Origin of the sequence: Pseudomonas sp. URIL14HWK12:I6, assembly GCF_000514195.1 — a bacterium.
GTDB classification, from domain to species: Bacteria; Pseudomonadota; Gammaproteobacteria; order Pseudomonadales; family Pseudomonadaceae; genus Aquipseudomonas; species Aquipseudomonas putida_A.
This window is the reverse complement of the sequence record NZ_AZVL01000001.1, coordinates 322134-338165: the sequence shown is the minus strand read 5'-3', so window position 1 is coordinate 338165 and position 16032 is coordinate 322134. Positions and strand designations below refer to the sequence as shown.

14 protein-coding genes are annotated in these 16032 nt (G+C 61.2%); 5 read left to right on the top strand and 9 right to left on the bottom strand.

The window, feature by feature from the left end:
- Positions 1–120 precede the first annotated feature (120 nt).
- Positions 121–1539 carry a PLP-dependent aminotransferase family protein gene (locus H043_RS0101520; protein WP_027610422.1) on the top strand — a complete coding sequence of 473 codons (1419 nt, stop codon included), beginning with the start codon at positions 121–123 and terminating at the stop codon, positions 1537–1539.
- On the opposite strand, the gene H043_RS0101515 is transcribed toward H043_RS0101520, so the two are convergent.
- The 4 genes from H043_RS0101515 to H043_RS0101500 form a co-directional block, all read right to left on the bottom strand.
- Positions 1540–2070: a hypothetical protein gene (locus H043_RS0101515; RefSeq protein ID WP_027610421.1), complete on the bottom strand. Its 531-nt coding sequence runs from the start codon at positions 2068–2070 to the stop codon at positions 1540–1542.
- Positions 2067–4496, bottom strand: a complete 2430-nt coding sequence (locus tag H043_RS0101510; protein WP_027610420.1) for a fimbria/pilus outer membrane usher protein — start codon at positions 4494–4496, stop codon at positions 2067–2069. The genes H043_RS0101515 and H043_RS0101510 overlap by 4 nt, the downstream gene beginning before the upstream one ends.
- Positions 4496–5209, bottom strand: coding sequence for a fimbria/pilus chaperone family protein (locus H043_RS0101505; RefSeq protein WP_027610419.1), 714 nt, complete (start codon positions 5207–5209; stop codon positions 4496–4498). The genes H043_RS0101510 and H043_RS0101505 overlap by 1 nt, the downstream gene beginning before the upstream one ends.
- Before the next feature lie 87 nt (positions 5210–5296).
- Entirely contained in the window at positions 5297–5947 is a 651-nt protein-coding gene (locus tag H043_RS0101500; protein ID WP_027610418.1) for a DUF1120 domain-containing protein, read from the bottom strand.
- Positions 5948–6241: 294 nt separating this feature from the next.
- Here H043_RS0101500 and H043_RS0101495 point away from each other — a divergent pair, with 294 nt between their 5' ends.
- Complete coding sequence (locus tag H043_RS0101495) at positions 6242–7810, top strand: phospholipase D family protein (protein ID WP_049827799.1); 1569 nt, start codon at positions 6242–6244, stop codon at positions 7808–7810.
- A 32-nt stretch (positions 7811–7842) separates the two neighbouring features.
- Here H043_RS0101495 and H043_RS0101490 read toward each other — a convergent pair whose 3' ends face one another.
- Together H043_RS0101490 and H043_RS0101485 are read right to left on the bottom strand one after the other, a co-directional pair.
- Positions 7843–8988, bottom strand: coding sequence for an MFS transporter (locus H043_RS0101490; protein WP_027610416.1), 1146 nt, complete (start codon positions 8986–8988; stop codon positions 7843–7845).
- 186 nt (positions 8989–9174) lie between these two features.
- Positions 9175–10668 (bottom strand): aldehyde dehydrogenase, encoded by a 1494-nt coding sequence (locus tag H043_RS0101485; RefSeq protein WP_027610415.1) that lies wholly within the window; start codon positions 10666–10668, stop codon positions 9175–9177.
- Between the two features lie 234 nt (positions 10669–10902).
- Between H043_RS0101485 and H043_RS0101480 the strand changes: the two genes are divergently transcribed.
- Complete coding sequence (locus tag H043_RS0101480) at positions 10903–11265, top strand: cupin domain-containing protein (protein WP_027610414.1); 363 nt, start codon at positions 10903–10905, stop codon at positions 11263–11265.
- A gap of 179 nt (positions 11266–11444) precedes the next feature.
- On the opposite strand, the gene rpmG is transcribed toward H043_RS0101480, so the two are convergent.
- Both rpmG and rpmB read right to left on the bottom strand, forming a co-directional pair.
- On the bottom strand, positions 11445–11600 hold the full coding sequence (gene rpmG / locus H043_RS0101475) for a 50S ribosomal protein L33 (protein ID WP_003177274.1): 156 nt from the start codon (positions 11598–11600) through the stop codon (positions 11445–11447).
- A gap of 11 nt (positions 11601–11611) precedes the next feature.
- On the bottom strand, positions 11612–11845 hold the full coding sequence (gene rpmB / locus H043_RS0101470) for a 50S ribosomal protein L28 (RefSeq protein WP_003229474.1): 234 nt from the start codon (positions 11843–11845) through the stop codon (positions 11612–11614).
- 445 nt (positions 11846–12290) lie between these two features.
- On the opposite strand from rpmB, the gene H043_RS0101465 reads away from it, so the two are divergent.
- Entirely contained in the window at positions 12291–13877 is a 1587-nt protein-coding gene (locus H043_RS0101465; RefSeq protein ID WP_027610413.1) for an ABC transporter substrate-binding protein, read from the top strand.
- Positions 13878–14011: 134 nt separating this feature from the next.
- Here H043_RS0101465 and radC read toward each other — a convergent pair whose 3' ends face one another.
- Complete coding sequence (gene radC / locus H043_RS0101460) at positions 14012–14686, bottom strand: DNA repair protein RadC (protein WP_027610412.1); 675 nt, start codon at positions 14684–14686, stop codon at positions 14012–14014.
- 136 nt (positions 14687–14822) lie between these two features.
- Between radC and coaBC the strand changes: the two genes are divergently transcribed.
- A complete protein-coding gene (gene coaBC / locus H043_RS0101455) occupies positions 14823–16031 on the top strand; it encodes a bifunctional phosphopantothenoylcysteine decarboxylase/phosphopantothenate--cysteine ligase CoaBC (protein WP_027610411.1) in 1209 nt (402 codons plus the stop codon).
- The last annotated feature ends 1 nt before the right edge of the window (position 16032 follow it).

Below are 16032 nucleotides of genomic sequence, written 5' to 3'. Positions count from 1 at the left end.
GCATTACAGATTCAACACATCTGTATTAATTCCATACAGATTTGCCATTCCTGAGACTGAATCACCGATTTTTGCTGCATCTGTACTGGTTTAACGAATCACCTGCATCGAGGCAGTGCCATGACCCTGTATGTGAACCTCGCCGAGCTGCTCGGCACCCGCATCGAACAAGGCTTCTACCGTCCTGGCGATCGCCTGCCTTCGGTGCGCGCCTTGAGCGTAGAACACGGGGTCAGCCTCAGCACGGTGCAGCAGGCCTATCGCATGCTTGAGGACAGCGGTCTGGCAACGCCGAAACCCAAGTCCGGCTACTTCGTGCCGGTGGGTCGCGAGCTGCCGGAACTGCCCGCGGTCGGGCGTCCGGCGCAGCGACCGGTGGAGATTTCACAGTGGGATCAGGTGCTGGAGCTGATTCGCGCGGTGCCGCGCAAGGACGTGGTGCAACTGGGTCGCGGCATGCCCGACGTGACCACGCCAACGATGAAACCGCTGTTGCGCGGACTGGCGCGGATCAGCCGCCGCCAGGACATGCCCGGTCTGTATTACGACAACATCCACGGCACCCTCGAACTGCGCGAACAGATCGCCCGGCTGATGCTCGATTCCGGCTGCCAGTTGAGCGCCAGCGACCTGGTGATCACCACCGGTTGCCACGAAGCGCTGTCCACCAGCATCCACGCGATCTGCGAACCGGGCGACATCGTCGCGGTGGATTCGCCGAGCTTCCACGGCGCCATGCAAACCCTCAAAGGGCTGGGCATGAAAGCCCTGGAAATCCCCACCGATCCGCTCACCGGCATCAGCCTCGAAGCGCTGGAACTGGCGCTGGAGCAGTGGCCGATCAAGGTCATCCAGATCACCCCCAACTGCAACAACCCGCTGGGCTACATCATGCCGGAGTCGCGCAAGCGCGCCCTGCTCAACCTGGCACAGCGTTTCGACGTGGCGATCATCGAGGACGATGTGTATGGCGAGCTGGCCTACACCTACCCGCGTCCGCGCACGGTCAAGTCCTTCGACGAAGATGGTCGAGTGCTGCTGTGCAGCTCGTTTTCCAAGACCCTGGCGCCGGGGCTGCGCATCGGCTGGGTCGCGCCGGGTCGTTATCTGGAACGGGTGCTGCACATGAAATACATCAGCACCGGTTCCACCGCACCGCAGCCGCAGATCGCCATCGCCGAATTTCTCAAGGGCGGCCATTTCGAACCGCACTTGCGGCGGATGCGCAGCCAATACCAACGCAATCGTGACGCGATGATCGACTGGGTTACCCGCTACTTCCCGGTCGGGACCCGCGCCAGTCGTCCACAGGGCAGCTTCATGTTGTGGGTCGAATTGCCGGAGGGTTTCGATACGCTGAAACTCAATCGCGCGCTGCATGACCAAGGCGTGCAGATTGCCGTCGGCAGCATCTTTTCCGCATCGGGCAAGTACCGCAATTGTCTGCGGATGAACTACGCGGCGAAACCGACACCACAGATCGAAGAGGCGGTTCGCAAGGTTGGCGCGGCGGCGATCAAACTGCTGGCCGAAGCCTGATCATTCCAGCTGAAACGTACCGAATCCCTCAAATCGCTGAAGGTCGGCGACACGACTTGAGGCATCACTGACGCGCGCTTCGATTTCCAGCTCCACCTCCAGATGGCGCCCGGCGGCGAGGCTGCCAGAGCGCCAGGCGGTAATGCGATCGCCAGGCTGCAACAGGCCCGCCTCGCCATCATCGCGCTGCCATTGCACCGGCGCGCCATCCAGACGCGCCGCCACAATGCGTATCTGCAACCGTCCCGGTGCCCAGCGGTAATGCAGCGCATCGCTGCTCGGGGCAGCAAAGTACCACCTGATCGCGCGCGCAGCCGGACATTGAATCCGTATATGAACCGTGCGCACACCAAAACTGCCGTCATTGCCCGATGGCCGGGCGAGCAGCTCCGCCCGCGTCGAAACGCCATAGTCCACAGCGCTCGGTGAGAGTGTCATCTGACAGGCCTCGCTGGCCATGACCGAGGTCGATGCCAACGATGCCAGCGTGATCAGGACAATCCATCGATGCATGCGCAATAACTCGGTCATGTAAGGTTCAAAGGCCGACAGAGCGCGTCGACGGGCTCGATCAATGCTTGCTCGTCCGGCGCTTCAGCCAGATTGAATTGCAGGTCGCAGTGCGCGCTATCCGACAGTTGCACCCGCAGCGACTGACCGGGTTTGATGTCCGGTAGAAAGATCGCCCCGGCCTCAAGCACCGTGGTCACGTATTCGCCTTGCCCGTTGTGTACGGCGAGGCCACTGGGCAACCATTGCCGGTCAAGCGTCCTGGCCTTCAACAGCACACGCCGCACGCGGGTGATGGAAAAATCCATATGCTGAACCGAGCCACGCCCGGCCTCGACCTCCTGATAACCGTCGAGCACCTCGACGTTGCGCGGCAAACTCAACGGATCGACTTCCAGCCGGGCTGTGGAATAGGCCGGCAAACTCGCCACCACCGCCCGGCCCAATCCATCCGTCCACACCGGGCCTTGCGGCGTGTACAGCTTCAGACCCGCACGGTCGCCAGCCTTGAGCACGGCAAAGGTCTCGCGCAGCGGATACGGCGACAGCGTCACACCGTCGCGATGCAACGCCATGCCACCGCGCAGCCCCAGGTCAAATTCGCTTGCCCCTGCTCGCTGGTTCAGGCCCAGATCCAGACTGGTGTAATGCGCCAGTGCGTTGACCCGCAAACCCAGCGATGGCGCCGCGGCTTCACGCTGTTCGGCACTGGCGCTATAGGCCAGGGTTTCACTGAGCACTTCACTCATCGACACGCCACGGCGCATCCCGGATCGCGGATCGCTGCGCAGGTAGCTGCGAGCCCTGCGCTGATCGCCCAATGGCATCCCGGCCGTCAGATAGACCGAGGTGCCCCGCTGCCTCGCGTCGGCATCGCCGATCCCTCGCTCCAGACTCAACGACAGGCTGATGCGCGCGGGCAGTGTCTGCGACCAGGACAATCCCAGGCGCATGTTGGGTGGCTCGTCCTCGCTGGTGTAGTGCGACCAGGTCATGCCGAATGCCCCCCAGCGCTCGACAGTACCGTTGAGCGAAAATGTCCAGTGATCTCGCCCGGGGGCGTCGGCCCGTCCCTGCTGCTGGCTCCAGCCGGTGTCCGACAGGCTGCGAAAGCCCTTGCCACGGTGCACCGCAACCACACTGGTGGACAGATTCGGCGACAACACGGCACTGACGGTCATTTGCACCTCATGACCTGCAATGCCTGTGTCTCGATCGCTGGACAGCACCTGGCGCACGCCGGTGCTCAGATTGCCTGGCCATTGACGCTGCAGCCCCCAGCCTGCCGACAGATAATCCGCTCCACCGAGGAACCCGCCGCTCACGCGCAACGCTCGTGACAGACTCCACTCTCGGCCAAGGGTGGCAAATGACGGCGCCTGACGATCATCCGAACCTTGGCGTCGCACCGTGCCCAGCGCCAGATTGAAGCCGTCGGCGCGATCGAATTGTGGATCCTGCAGGCTGGCTGCCGGGACGCGAAAGCGCCGCACTGGCCCTTCCTGCTCGTGCACGCTGACTTCGAGGTCGAGCTGGTTGCTCAACAACGGCAGCGCGCGCAAGGTGAAGGGGCCGCCGGGAACCAGCGTGGTGTAGATCAGCACGCCGTTCTGCCGGACTTCGATTCGCGATGGCGACCAGGCTATGCCCTCGACCTCGCCACGTGTACCCTCCTGTGCCGCGCGCATTTGCGCGAACGCACCTTCCGGCAGAATCTGCACACCGTTGAACGATTCGCCGGCGAACAATGGCGACTGCAGGTTCAACTGGCCGATCTGCACGTTGGCTTCGTAGTCTTCCAGGGTGCGCGTGCCGTAGGCATACAGATGCTCGAAGCGAGTGCTATCGGGCAATTGCGTATAGGACTGGCGACTGCGCAAGACCCAGTTGCCGGCATTCAGGCCGAACTCCGAACCCAGTCTGCGAAAGTCACTACGTTGCCCCTCGTGCTGGCTGCCCATGACCAAAACATCGTAGTTGAACACGCCGCCCACTCCGCCATTGGCGAAGCTGCGTGGCTGGAATTCCGGCAACGCCAACAGGTCCGTCGGCAGCAGCAGGTCGATCTGTTCCTTACCGGGATGCAATGCAATGGTGGCCGCTGGCAGACCTTCACCCAGCGTCAGGCACTGCTGCCGTTCCGCGCGGGTCAAAGCCGCTTGCGCGCGCACGCCAGCAGCCTTGAGCAAGGCCGGTTGCAGGCACGGCTCGCCCTGTTCATTGAATGTCACGAACACCCGCCCCCGTGGCTGTCCATTGACCTCAAGCGCGACCAGCCAGGTGCCTTGGGAGAAACGCGGTGCCTGGCGAAAGTACTCAGCCAATGCGGGGTCGAGCCCGCGCTCGCGAAGCACCTGCGCATCGAATTCCACCCCTTCACTGGCCATCGTCATGCCGATCGCATTCGCAATCAGCAGTGCCAGTCCCTGACGGGCACACGCGCGCATCAGTGCGTAACCGGGGCATCAAAGTGATCGACCGCAAAGCCATATGTGGTCGCCGGAAAGATCCGCACTGCCATGGTTCGCACTGTCACGTTCAACGGCAACCCGACAGACAGGCGCTCCCCTGGCAGGATCCAGGTACGCGGCAGATCCACCGCCTGCGTGCCCGGTAGCGGAACAATCGCTTTAGCCAGGCGCACCACGTAAGGACTGGGATTACTGACCAGCAAACCTTCAGCCGTGGCTGACCAGCTCAGGCGTTTCCATGGCTCGCGCTCCACTGGCAGACCGGCGGGACGCAGGATCACCGGCAGGTTTTGGCGAACCCCCAGATTGACCCGGGCACCGTCGACACCTGCCACAGGATTGATCCCCTCAAAAATCACCCGTTTCAGACGCTCGGTCTGCAATGGTTCGGTGCTCTGCAACATGAACCGTACCTGCTGCACCGCACCAGGCTCGACACGGGCAATCGGCGGACTGAACAGCAACAGCTGTTGATCGTGCGGCTCGATATTTTCGACCGTGGTGTGCAGCAGGGCCGGACGCGTTTCGGTGTTTCGCACATTCATCGTCGCTTCACCGACACCCTCATCCACCACCAGCACAGGGGTTTGCGGCACCATTCCGGCAGCGTGAACCCCGGGCATCAAAATCAAGACGAGCAGGCACAGTGGCAACGCCCGCAAGCCTGGGCGGCACATTGAAATCGGCATCGGTATTGCTCCGCAGGGGGCAGCGCACCCGGCAAAGGGCGCGCTGAATGAACCTGAAAGAACCCGGTAATGGCCGGGTTCTGACGATCAGAGGTAGAACATCTCGAAGGTCACCGAGCCATCGAGCGGGATCTCGCTGGTGATCGGCAGCGCGTTGCTCGGGCCGATGATCGGCAACAGGCTCATCGGAAACCCGTGGTGACGGGCCGCGACCGGGCCAGCTGCCACGCCGGGACCCCATGAGTAGAGCGCCGGGGCATTGCCCACCAGCGGCGAAGCAGGCAATTGCCACGCCGGTGCTGCCAGAGTGCGTGTCATCAGAGTCTGCGGCGCACCGTCGGCTTCCGGACGACCGTGACGCAGCGCAAATCCGCCGATACGGATGCCGTTGATTTCACCCAGGCCGTAGAACAAAGCCGGATCGTTATTACCGGCACCATCGTTGATGCCCGGCAATTTGGTGGCTGTACGATTGTCTCTGACCGACACCTCGACCGATGCCTCTGCATCACAGTTGATGTGCAGCGAAATGTCGTGGGTCGGCAGCAGCGTCTGCGTGGTCTTGTTCAGGGTGGCTGCGGATATCTTGCGCAAATCTACCGTGCCGCCACCGGCAAATGCGGGGATGCACGACGTCGGAATAATGGTTCCGACCACACTCAGGTCTACGCTCTCGGCGACCACCAGGGTGGGTAATACTGCAGCCGCGACGGCTACCATCCATGTTGTTTTTTTCATCAGTCCCTACTTCATCGGTTATTGATCAATGGCAGTTGTTGAGCGCATTGCCTTCACAAGACGCTGAACACCGGGGCGATGATTTCGTTTTTTGCAGGATTCGTATGTAGGAATAGGCACCGACCAGGAGCTGAAAAAACAACAAAGCAAATAGTCCAAAACCACAGGCGAACTCATTCCTACTTTTGAACGACTAATTGTTTACACAGTGTGGCGAGGATCCGCCGGAAACGGTCTTGGAAATCCTCTGCGTGCCATACTCCGTCACCCCCTGCCTCCAGCCGAGAAACCAACGTGCAACCCGGAAAAAAATTGCTCGCTGTCTGTGTGTTGTGTTCGTTGGCCAGTGGTTGCGCCACCCTCGATGCGCCGCGCGAACCCAGCCAGGCGTTGCCGGCCGCGGGCTCCGCATTCGGTCGCTCGATTCAGACCCAGGCAGCGCCCTGGCAGGGCCGTTCCGGCTTCCGCTTGCTGTCCAACAGCTCAGAAGCCTTCACCGCCCGCGCCGAGCTGATTCGCAATGCGCAAACCAGCCTCGACTTGCAGTACTACATCGTCCATGACGGCGTCAGCACGCGGATGCTGGTGGAGGAACTGCTCAAGGCCGCCGACCGCGGCGTGCGCGTGCGCATCCTGCTCGACGACACCACCAGCGACGGCCTCGACACGATCATCGCCACGCTGGCGGCGCATCCACAGATCCAGATCCGCCTGTTCAATCCGCTGCACCTGGGCCGCAGCACCGGCGTGACCCGCGCTGCCGGACGCCTGTTCAACCTGTCGCTGCAACACCGGCGCATGCACAACAAACTGTTCCTGGCGGACAACAGCGTGGCCATCGTTGGCGGGCGCAATCTGGGCGACGAGTATTTCGATGCCGAGCCGAATCTGAATTTCACCGACATCGACATGCTCAGTGTCGGCCCGGTGGCAGAGCAGCTCGGGCACAGTTTCGACCAGTACTGGAATAGCGCGCTGAGCAAGCCGATCGACGAATTCCTCTCCAGTAAACCAAGCGCCAAAGACCTGCAGAACACCCGCACGCGTCTGGAAGAGTCGCTGGATGAAACCCGTAAACAGAATCACGCGCTGTATCAACAGTTGATGACGTTCAAGACCGCGCCACGCATGGACATCTGGCGCAAGGAACTGATCTGGGCCTGGAACCAGGCGCTGTGGGATGCGCCGAGCAAAGTGCTGGCCAAGGACGAACCGGACCCGCAACTGCTGCTGACCACGCAACTGGCGCCGGAGCTGCGCGGCGTCAGCAAAGAGCTGATCATGATCTCGGCGTACTTTGTGCCCGGCCAGCCGGGGCTGGTGTACCTGACCGGGCGCGCCGACGCCGGGGTCTCGGTGAGCCTGCTGACCAACTCGCTGGAAGCCACCGATGTGCCGGCGGTGCACGGCGGTTATGCGCCGTATCGCAAGGCGCTGCTGGAGCACGGGGTAAAACTGTATGAGCTGCGCCGTCAGCCTGGGGATAACTATGGCAGTGGCCCGCACATGTTTTACAGCAAGTCTTTCCGTGGTTCGGATTCCAGCCTGCACAGCAAGGCGATGATTTTCGATCGGCAGAAAGCGTTCATCGGCTCGTTCAACTTCGATCCGCGCTCAGTGCTGTGGAACACCGAAGTCGGGGTGCTGGTGGACAGCCCGGAACTGGCCGAACACGTGCGCGAACTGGCGCTGCAAGGCATGGCGCCGGCCCTGAGTTATCAGGCGAAACTGCAGGATGGCGAGATCGTCTGGGTGACCGAGGACAACGGCCAAATGCACACGCTGAGCAAGGAACCGGGGAGTTGGTGGCGGCGCTTCAACGCGTGGTTCAGCACCACTGTCGGTCTTGAGCGGATGTTGTAATCGCATTTGTATGCGCTCCCACAGGGAAGTATTCAAGCAGTCTGTGGTTCGGTGCCGAATGCCCCCTGACGCATCAGTAGAATCACCAATCCAAACGCCCCCGCCGCCATCAACAACGGCAACGCATGCCCGCTGATCCACTGACTGCCCGCCCCCGCCAGCAACGGCCCGATCAGACAGCCGACACCCCACAGCTGCGCAATGTGCGCATTGGCCCGCACCAGCGCATCGTCGCGATAACGCTCGCCGATCAGAATCAGTGACAAGGTGAACAGGCCACCGGCACTGGCGCCGAACAACACCCACAACGGCCAGATCAGCAGCGTGTCGATCAACAGCGGAATCGCCAGACTCGACAGCATCAGGATCACTGCGCAACCGGCGAACAACGTGCGCCGCGACAGGTAATCCGCCAGCGCGCCGATCGGCAGTTGCAACAGCGCATCGCCGACCACCACCGTGCTGACCATCGCCAGCGCAATCTCGGCGGTGAAGCCCTGTTGCAGGCAATACACCGGCAACAGCGTGAGGATCATCGCTTCGAACGCAGCGAACAGTGACACCGCCCAGGCAATCGCCGGCAGCTCCCGGGCAAACCCCCACAGATCGCTGAACGTCACACTGCTGGCTTCACTGCTCGGCGCACCGCTGCGACCCATCAACAGCAATGGCGAGACTGTCAGCAGCCCGACACCGACCCAGAAACCATAATCATGCTCAGTGCCTAGCGCACCCAGCAGCAGCGGACCAGACAGTTGGCTCAGCGCATAGCTGCTGCCATACAGAGCGACCAGACGACCGCGCCAGTGTTCGACGACCAGTTGATTGATCCAGCTCTCGCCGAGGATGAATACGATGGTCAGGATCACCCCGATCATCAGGCGCAGCACCAGCCAGACCGGATAACTCGGCAACAGCGCGAGCAAGCCGATCGACAACGCCCCGGCCCACAGGCAAAGACGCATCAGGTTCGCGGTGCCGAAACGTGCCGCCAGATGACTGGAAATCTTCGCGCCCAGCAATACGCCAATCGCCGGCATCGCCGCCATCACGCCGATGGCGAAAGAGCCGTAACCCCAGCTCTCCAGACGCAACGACACCAGCGGCATGCTGACCCCCAGGGCCAGGCCGACACTCAAGACAGACGCCAACACGGCGAAATACGTCGCCCAACGCATGGTCCACGCTCCTGTGGATATTCTTATATGCACCACAAAACCACTGTGGGAGCGGGCTTGCTCGCGAAAACGATTTCACATTCAGCAGATGTGCTGACTGATACACCGCTTTCGCGAGCAAGCCCGCTCCCACAGGGGATCTCCGTAAGTTCGGGAGCCTGAACGAATCAGGCTCCCGCTAACGGCTTACAGCTTGATCCACGTCGCCTTCAGCTCGGTGTATTTGTCGAACGCGTGCAGCGACTTGTCGCGACCGTTGCCCGACTGCTTGAAGCCGCCGAACGGTGCGGTCATGTCGCCGCCGTCGTACTGGTTGACCCACACGCTGCCGGCGCGCAGTGCTTTGGCAGTCAGGTGCGCCTTGGAGATGTCCTGAGTCCATACCGCAGCGGCCAGGCCGTACGGCGTGTCGTTGGCGATCTGGATCGCTTCTTCGGCGGTATCGAAGGCGATGACCGACAGCACCGGGCCGAAAATCTCTTCCTGAGCGATCTTCATCGCGTTGCTCACACCGTCGAAAATCGTCGGCTCGACGTAAGTGCCACCGGTTTCCTGGAGGATGCGCTTGCCGCCCGCCACCAGTTTGGCGCCGTCGGTGTGACCGGATTCGATGTACGACAGCACGGTGTTCATCTGCTGGGTATCGACCAGCGCACCGACATTGGTTGCCGGGTCCAGCGGATTGCCCGGCTTCCAGGCTTTCAGCGCCTCGATCACCATCGGCAGGAATTTGTCCTTGATCGAGCGTTCGACCAGCAGACGCGAACCGGCGGTGCAGACTTCGCCCTGGTTGAAGGCGATGGCGCTGGCGGCGGATTCGGCAGCGGCTTGCAGGTCCGGAGCATCGGCGAAGACGATATTCGGGCTCTTGCCGCCGGCTTCCAGCCACACGCGCTTCATGTTCGATTCGCCGGAGTAGATCATCAGTTGCTTGGCGATCTTGGTCGAACCGGTGAACACCAGCGTGTCGACGCCATTGTGCAGCGCCAGCGCCTTGCCGACGGTGTGACCATAGCCCGGCAGCACGTTGAGCACGCCTTTCGGGATACCGGCCTCAACCGCCAGCGCAGCGATGCGGATGGCGGTCAGCGGGGATTTTTCCGACGGTTTGAGGATCACCGAGTTACCGGTCGACAGCGCCGGGCCGAGTTTCCAGCAAGCCATCATCAGCGGGAAGTTCCACGGCACGATGGCGCCGACAACGCCCACCGGCTCGCGGGTCACCAGACCCAGTTGATCGTGCGGCGTGGCGGCGACTTCGTCGTAGATCTTGTCGATCGCCTCACCGCTCCAGCTCAGCGCTTGCGCCGCGCCCGGCACGTCGATGTACAGCGAGTCGCTGATCGGCTTGCCCATATCGAGGGTTTCGAGCAATGCCAGCTCTTCAGCGTGCTGCTTGAGCAAGCTGGCGAAACGGATCATGGTGGCTTTGCGTTTGGTCGGCGCCAGGCGCGACCACACGCCGGAATTGAAGGTGGCGCGGGCGTTTTCCACGGCGCGTTGGGCGTCGGCGGCGTCACAGCTGGCGATCTTGCCCAGCAGACGGCCATCGACCGGGCTGATGCACTCGAAGGTTTCGCCGGAGACGGCGTCGGTGTATTCACCGTTGAGGTAGGCGCGGCCTTCGATCTTCAGGTCGCGAGCACGTTGTTCCCAATCGGCACGAGTCAGGGTGGTCATTCGAGTGTCCTCCTCTTGTTGAATAGAGCGCCGCGTTCTTCGCGGTCGTCTTCAGGAATGCTGCCCGGCCAGCCTGCTTTTCGGCCCAAGGCACCCGCCACCCTAAACCAGCGGCCGGGGTTGTTTCAATATATTTGACATAAGCGCGCCATACGCCCTTGCGGTGTTCATTTTAATAAACATAGACTTTGGCCCTTTCAAGCCACCGCGCCGTCATCACGGGAGAAAACAACAATGAACATCCAGAACGTCGTCGATATCAGCCTGACCAGCAGCGAAGCCGAACGCTATCGCCCGGATCCGGCCAAAGTGCTCAAGGGCGATCCAGAGCAAGCGGTGTTCAATCAGTACGACAGCCCTTGTGGGCAAATGGGTGTTGGCGTGTGGGAAGGTGCGGTCGGGCAGTGGACGGTGAACTACACCGAGCATGAATACTGCGAAATCCTGCAAGGGGTTTCGGTGCTGCGTGACAGCGATGGCAATGCCAAGACCTTGCGTGTTGGCGACCGCTTTGTGATTCCGGCCGGCTTCCGTGGTACCTGGGAAGTGCTGGAGGCTTGCCGCAAGATCTATGTGATCTTTGAAAAGAAGGCCTGAGTCTTTCGCTGATATTACCGGCCCCTTCGCGAGCAGGCTCGCTCCCACATTCGACCGCATTCCATTGTGAGAGCGAACCTGCTCGCGAAAGCGTCGCAACAGTCAGCACAAAACTCAAGGCAACAAAAAAGGCCCGCATCTCACGATACGGGCCTTTTTCGTAAGTCGGGAAAAATCAATTACTTGATTTTGCCTTCCTTGTAGATCACGTGCTTGCGAACAACCGGATCATATTTCTTGATCTCGATTTTGTCCGGGGTAGTACGCTTGTTCTTGTCGGTAGTGTAGAAGTGACCAGTACCGGCGCTCGAAATCAAACGAATCAATTCACGCATGATTAGCTCCCTTAAATCTTGCCATCGCGGCGAAGTTCGGCGAGCACGACACTGATGCCACGCTTGTCGATGATGCGCATGCCTTTGGCAGATACGCGCAGACGCACAAAACGTTTCTCTTCTTCAACCCAGAAGCGGTGATGCTGCAGGTTCGGCAGGAAACGACGACGGGTTTTGTTGTTTGCGTGGGAAATGTTATTCCCGGTTACCGGACCCTTACCGGTAACTTGACATACTCTCGACATGCCTCAGCCCTCTAAAACCACATGCCCAACCCGGCATGGGTTGGCCGCTTAATCTCTCAGTCATTTGGCGCCAGGCGCCGCGTTTCTTTAGAGGTCTTACCGGCTACACCTACAGTGAAGGAACCGGGCCCCTAGAAAAGAGCGCTGCTTTATACCAGAAAGACCGGAGTGCAACAACAATGGATGTGCAATCGACCGGTAAAAAGGCGCATTTTCCGCCTGCAGACGCTTTGGATAAAGGCTGAGGCGAGTTTTGACCACTCGTCGCAGAAAACCGCTCTAACAGACGTTTTCGACTTTTCCTCGTGCACCGTGGTCTGAAAAACGTCACTGGGCTGCCCCAAAAATGCAAAAAGGGGATAGTCATTTGCAATCCAGCCCTCTAGGGTAACCCTTTTCCAGACTGCACCTGCAGATGGCCTTCGATCTGTAAAGGAAGCCGACCATGCGCCTCGCTGCCCTACCCCTGTTGCTCGCCCCGCTTCTGCTGAGCCCCCTGGCCCAGGCTGCCGCCCTGAGCGTGTGCACCGAGGCCAGCCCTGAAGGGTTTGACGTGGTGCAATACAACTCGCTGACCACCACTAATGCCTCGGCCGATGTGCTGATGAATCGCCTGGTCGACTTCGACACCGCCAGTGGCAAAGTCGTGCCGAGCCTGGCCGACAGCTGGGAAGTCAGCACCGACGGCCTGACTTATGTCTTCAAGCTGCACCCGCAGGTGAAGTTTCACAGCACTGACTATTTCAAGCCGACCCGTACCCTCAGCGCCGAAGACGTCAAATTCAGCTTCGACCGCATGCTCGATCCAGCCAACCCATGGCACAAAGTGGCGCAAAGCGGCTTCCCGCACGCCCAGTCCATGCAGTTGCCGGCGCTGATCAAGAAGATAGACGCGCTTGACCCGCTGACCGTGCGCTTTACCCTCGACCACCCGGACTCGACGTTCCTCGCGACCCTGAGCATGGGCTTCGCCTCCATCTATTCCGCCGAATACGCCGACAAGCTGCTCAAGGCCGACGCCACCGACAAGCTCAACAGCCAGCCGATCGGCACCGGTCCGTTCGTGTTCACGCGCTTCCAGAAAGACGCCTCTGTGCGCTACAAGGCCAACCCCGACTATTTCGGCGGCAAGCCGGCGGTCGACCCGCTGATCTTCGCCATCACCCCGGACGCCAACGTGCGCCTGCAAAAGCTGCGGCGCAACGAGTGCCAGATCGCCCTGTCGCCGAAACCGCTGGACGTGAAGGCTGCGCAGGAAGAGCCGACGCTGAAAGTGGAAAAGACTGACGCCTTCATGACCGCTTTCGTCGGCATCAACAGCCAGCATCCACCGCTGGACAAGCCGGAAGTGCGCCAGGCGATCAACCTCGCCTTCGACAAGGCCAACTACGTCAAAGCCGTGTTCGAAGACACCGCCGAACCCGCCAATGGCCCTTACCCGCCGAACACCTGGAGCTACGCGAAGAACCTGCCGGGCTATCCGCACGACGTGGCCAAAGCCAAGGCGTTGCTGGCCAAGGCCGGACTCAAGGACGGCTTCCAGACCACCATCTGGACGCGTCCGTCCGGCAGTCTGCTTAACCCGAATCCGAGTCTGGGCGCGCAATTGCTGCAGTCGGATCTGGCGGAAATCGGCATTCAGGCGGAAATCCGCGTGATCGAGTGGGGCGAACTGATTCGCCGCGCCAAGGCTGGCGAGCATGACCTGCTGTTCATGGGCTGGGCTGGCGACAACGGCGATCCGGACAACTTCCTCACGCCGCAGTTTTCCTGCGCGGCGGTCAAATCCGGCACCAACTTCGCCCGCTACTGCAATGCCGACCTAGACAAGCTGATCAGCGCCGGCAAGACCACCAGCGAACAAGGCGTACGCACCAAGCTGTACGAACAGGCGCAGGCGCAGATTCAGCAGCAGGCGCTGTGGCTGCCGCTGGCGCACCCGACCGCTTATGCGCTGACGCGCAAGGATGTGCAGGGTTACGCAGTGAGCCCGTTCGGGCGCCAGGACTACTCCAAGGTCAACCTGAAATAACCCGTCACAACACAATTCACCTGTGGGAGCGGGCTTGCTCGCGAAGGCGTCGGATCAGCCAAACTCTTATTGACTGACACATCGCCTTCGCGAGCAAGCCCGCTCCCACAGGGGTTGGTGTTTGTTGTTGAAAGCTACATCCAGCCACACTCCGCCATCGACAGCGGCTCGCCGTCGCCAATGATGAAGTGATCCAGCACCCGTACATCAATCAGGTCCAGAGCCTTCTGCAAGCGCTTGGTCAGTTGTCGATCCGCCTGGCTCGGATCGCTGTTCCCCGACGGGTGGTTGTGGCAGAGAATCACCGCCGCCGCGTTGTTGGCCAATGAGCGTTTCACCACTTCCCGAGGATGCACGCTGGTGTTATCGATCGAGCCGCGAAACAGCGCCTCGAACGTCAAAACCTGATGCTTGGAATCAAGAAACAGGCAGCCGAACACCTCGTGGGGCTCATGGCGCAGCATGGATTTCAGATAGTCCCGAACTGCCTGCGGATTCTCCAGTGCTGGCTTTTTACGCATGCACTCGGCCAGATGTCGCCGCCCCATTTCCAGCACCGCCTGCAACTGCGCGAATTTCGCAGGCCCCAATCCCAACTGCCCGCTGAACGCCGCGAGATCGGCCTCCAGTAATGCGCGCAGGCTGCCGAATTGCGTCAGCAGGTGTCGCGCCAGATCCACCGCGCTCTTTCCCGTGACTCCGGTACGAAGAAAAATCGCCAGCAACTCGGCATCTGAAAGACTTCCCGAGCCCTGTTCAAGCAGCTTCTCCCGCGGCCGTTCCGCCGCCGGCCAATCGCGAATACTCATACACCTTCCTTGTCTGTGGGCACCGCTGTTCCATAGCGGTCGCTGTGATATCGTAGCCCATCTTTTTTGCGGGCGAATTCACCCTGGGGAGGGGGTTTCGCCACGTATGTCACCCACGAAATGTAAAGGCAGACCTATGCAGCGGCTGTATCGGAAACGCATCGTTCTGGGCGTCGGCGGCGGCATTGCGGCCTACAAGAGCGCCGATCTGGTTCGTCGCCTGATCGACCAGGGCGCTGAAGTGCGCGTGGTCATGACCCATGGCGGCGCCGAGTTCATCACCCCGCTGACCATGCAGGCCCTGTCCGGGCACCCGGTTCACCTCGACTTGCTCGACCCGGCCGCCGAAGCGGCGATGGGCCACATCGAACTGGCCAAATGGGCCGATCTGGTGCTGATCGCCCCAGCCACTGCCGACCTGATTGCGCGTCTGGCCCAAGGCATCGCCAACGATCTGCTGACCACCCTGGTGCTGGCCACCGACGCCGTGGTGGCCGTCGCGCCAGCGATGAATCAGGCGATGTGGCGCGATCCGGCAACCCAAGCCAACCTGCAAATCCTTGAAAGTCGCGGCCTGAAGACTTTCGGCCCGGCCTCTGGCAGCCAGGCCTGCGGCGACGTCGGCATGGGCCGGATGATGGAAGCCACCGATCTGGCGCAGTGCGCGGCGGATTGCTTCCAGCGTCAGGCGCTGACCGGCAAGCACGTGGTGATCACCGCCGGCCCGACCCAGGAAAACATCGACCCGGTGCGCTACATCACCAACCACAGCTCCGGGAAAATGGGCTTTGCCCTCGCCGAAGCGGCGGTGGAAGCCGGCGCCCGTGTGACCCTGATCAGCGGCCCGGTGCACCTGCCGACGCCGGATCGCGTCACCCGCATCGACGTGGTCAGCGCCCGCGACATGCTCGCGGCCTGCGAATCCGCCATCCCGTGTGATGTGTTCATCGCCTCGGCAGCGGTGGCGGACTACCGTCCGGAAGTCGTTGCCCCGCAAAAACTCAAGAAAGACCCTACAAGCGGCGACGGCTTCGTCCTGCAAATGGTGCGTAACCCGGACATCCTGGCCACCATCGCGACCCGCCCCGACCGGCCGTTCAGTGTCGGCTTCGCCGCCGAGACCGAACACCTGCTCGACTACGCTGCACGCAAGCTGAAAGACAAGAATCTCGACCTGATCGTCGCCAACGACGTCGCCAACCCGAGCATCGGTTTCAACAGCGAAGAAAACGCCTGCAGCGTGATCGACCGTGAGCTTCATGCCACTGTTTTCGCCCAGACCAGCAAGAGCAAGATCGCTCGCCAACTGGTCACTTTTATCGCCGAACGTCTGAACCAGGTTTAAT

Bases quoted from the DNA above. Each gene is read 5' to 3' on its own strand.
- H043_RS0101520 (WP_027610422.1), top strand. From the start codon at position 121: ATGACCCTGTATGTGAACCTCGCCGAGCTGCTCGGCACCCGCATCGAA.
- H043_RS0101515 (WP_027610421.1), bottom strand. From the start codon at position 2,070: ATGACCGAGTTATTGCGCATGCATCGATGGATTGTCCTGATCACGCTG.
- H043_RS0101510 (WP_027610420.1), bottom strand. From the start codon at position 4,496: ATGCGCGCGTGTGCCCGTCAGGGACTGGCACTGCTGATTGCGAATGCG.
- H043_RS0101505 (WP_027610419.1), bottom strand. From the start codon at position 5,209: ATGCCGATTTCAATGTGCCGCCCAGGCTTGCGGGCGTTGCCACTGTGC.
- H043_RS0101500 (WP_027610418.1), bottom strand. From the start codon at position 5,947: ATGAAAAAAACAACATGGATGGTAGCCGTCGCGGCTGCAGTATTACCC.
- H043_RS0101490 (WP_027610416.1), bottom strand. From the start codon at position 8,988: ATGCGTTGGGCGACGTATTTCGCCGTGTTGGCGTCTGTCTTGAGTGTC.
- H043_RS0101485 (WP_027610415.1), bottom strand. From the start codon at position 10,668: ATGACCACCCTGACTCGTGCCGATTGGGAACAACGTGCTCGCGACCTG.
- H043_RS0101480 (WP_027610414.1), top strand. From the start codon at position 10,903: ATGAACATCCAGAACGTCGTCGATATCAGCCTGACCAGCAGCGAAGCC.
- rpmG (WP_003177274.1), bottom strand. From the start codon at position 11,600: ATGCGTGAATTGATTCGTTTGATTTCGAGCGCCGGTACTGGTCACTTC.
- rpmB (WP_003229474.1), bottom strand. From the start codon at position 11,845: ATGTCGAGAGTATGTCAAGTTACCGGTAAGGGTCCGGTAACCGGGAAT.
- H043_RS0101465 (WP_027610413.1), top strand. From the start codon at position 12,291: ATGCGCCTCGCTGCCCTACCCCTGTTGCTCGCCCCGCTTCTGCTGAGC.
- radC (WP_027610412.1), bottom strand. From the start codon at position 14,686: ATGAGTATTCGCGATTGGCCGGCGGCGGAACGGCCGCGGGAGAAGCTG.
- coaBC (WP_027610411.1), top strand. From the start codon at position 14,823: ATGCAGCGGCTGTATCGGAAACGCATCGTTCTGGGCGTCGGCGGCGGC.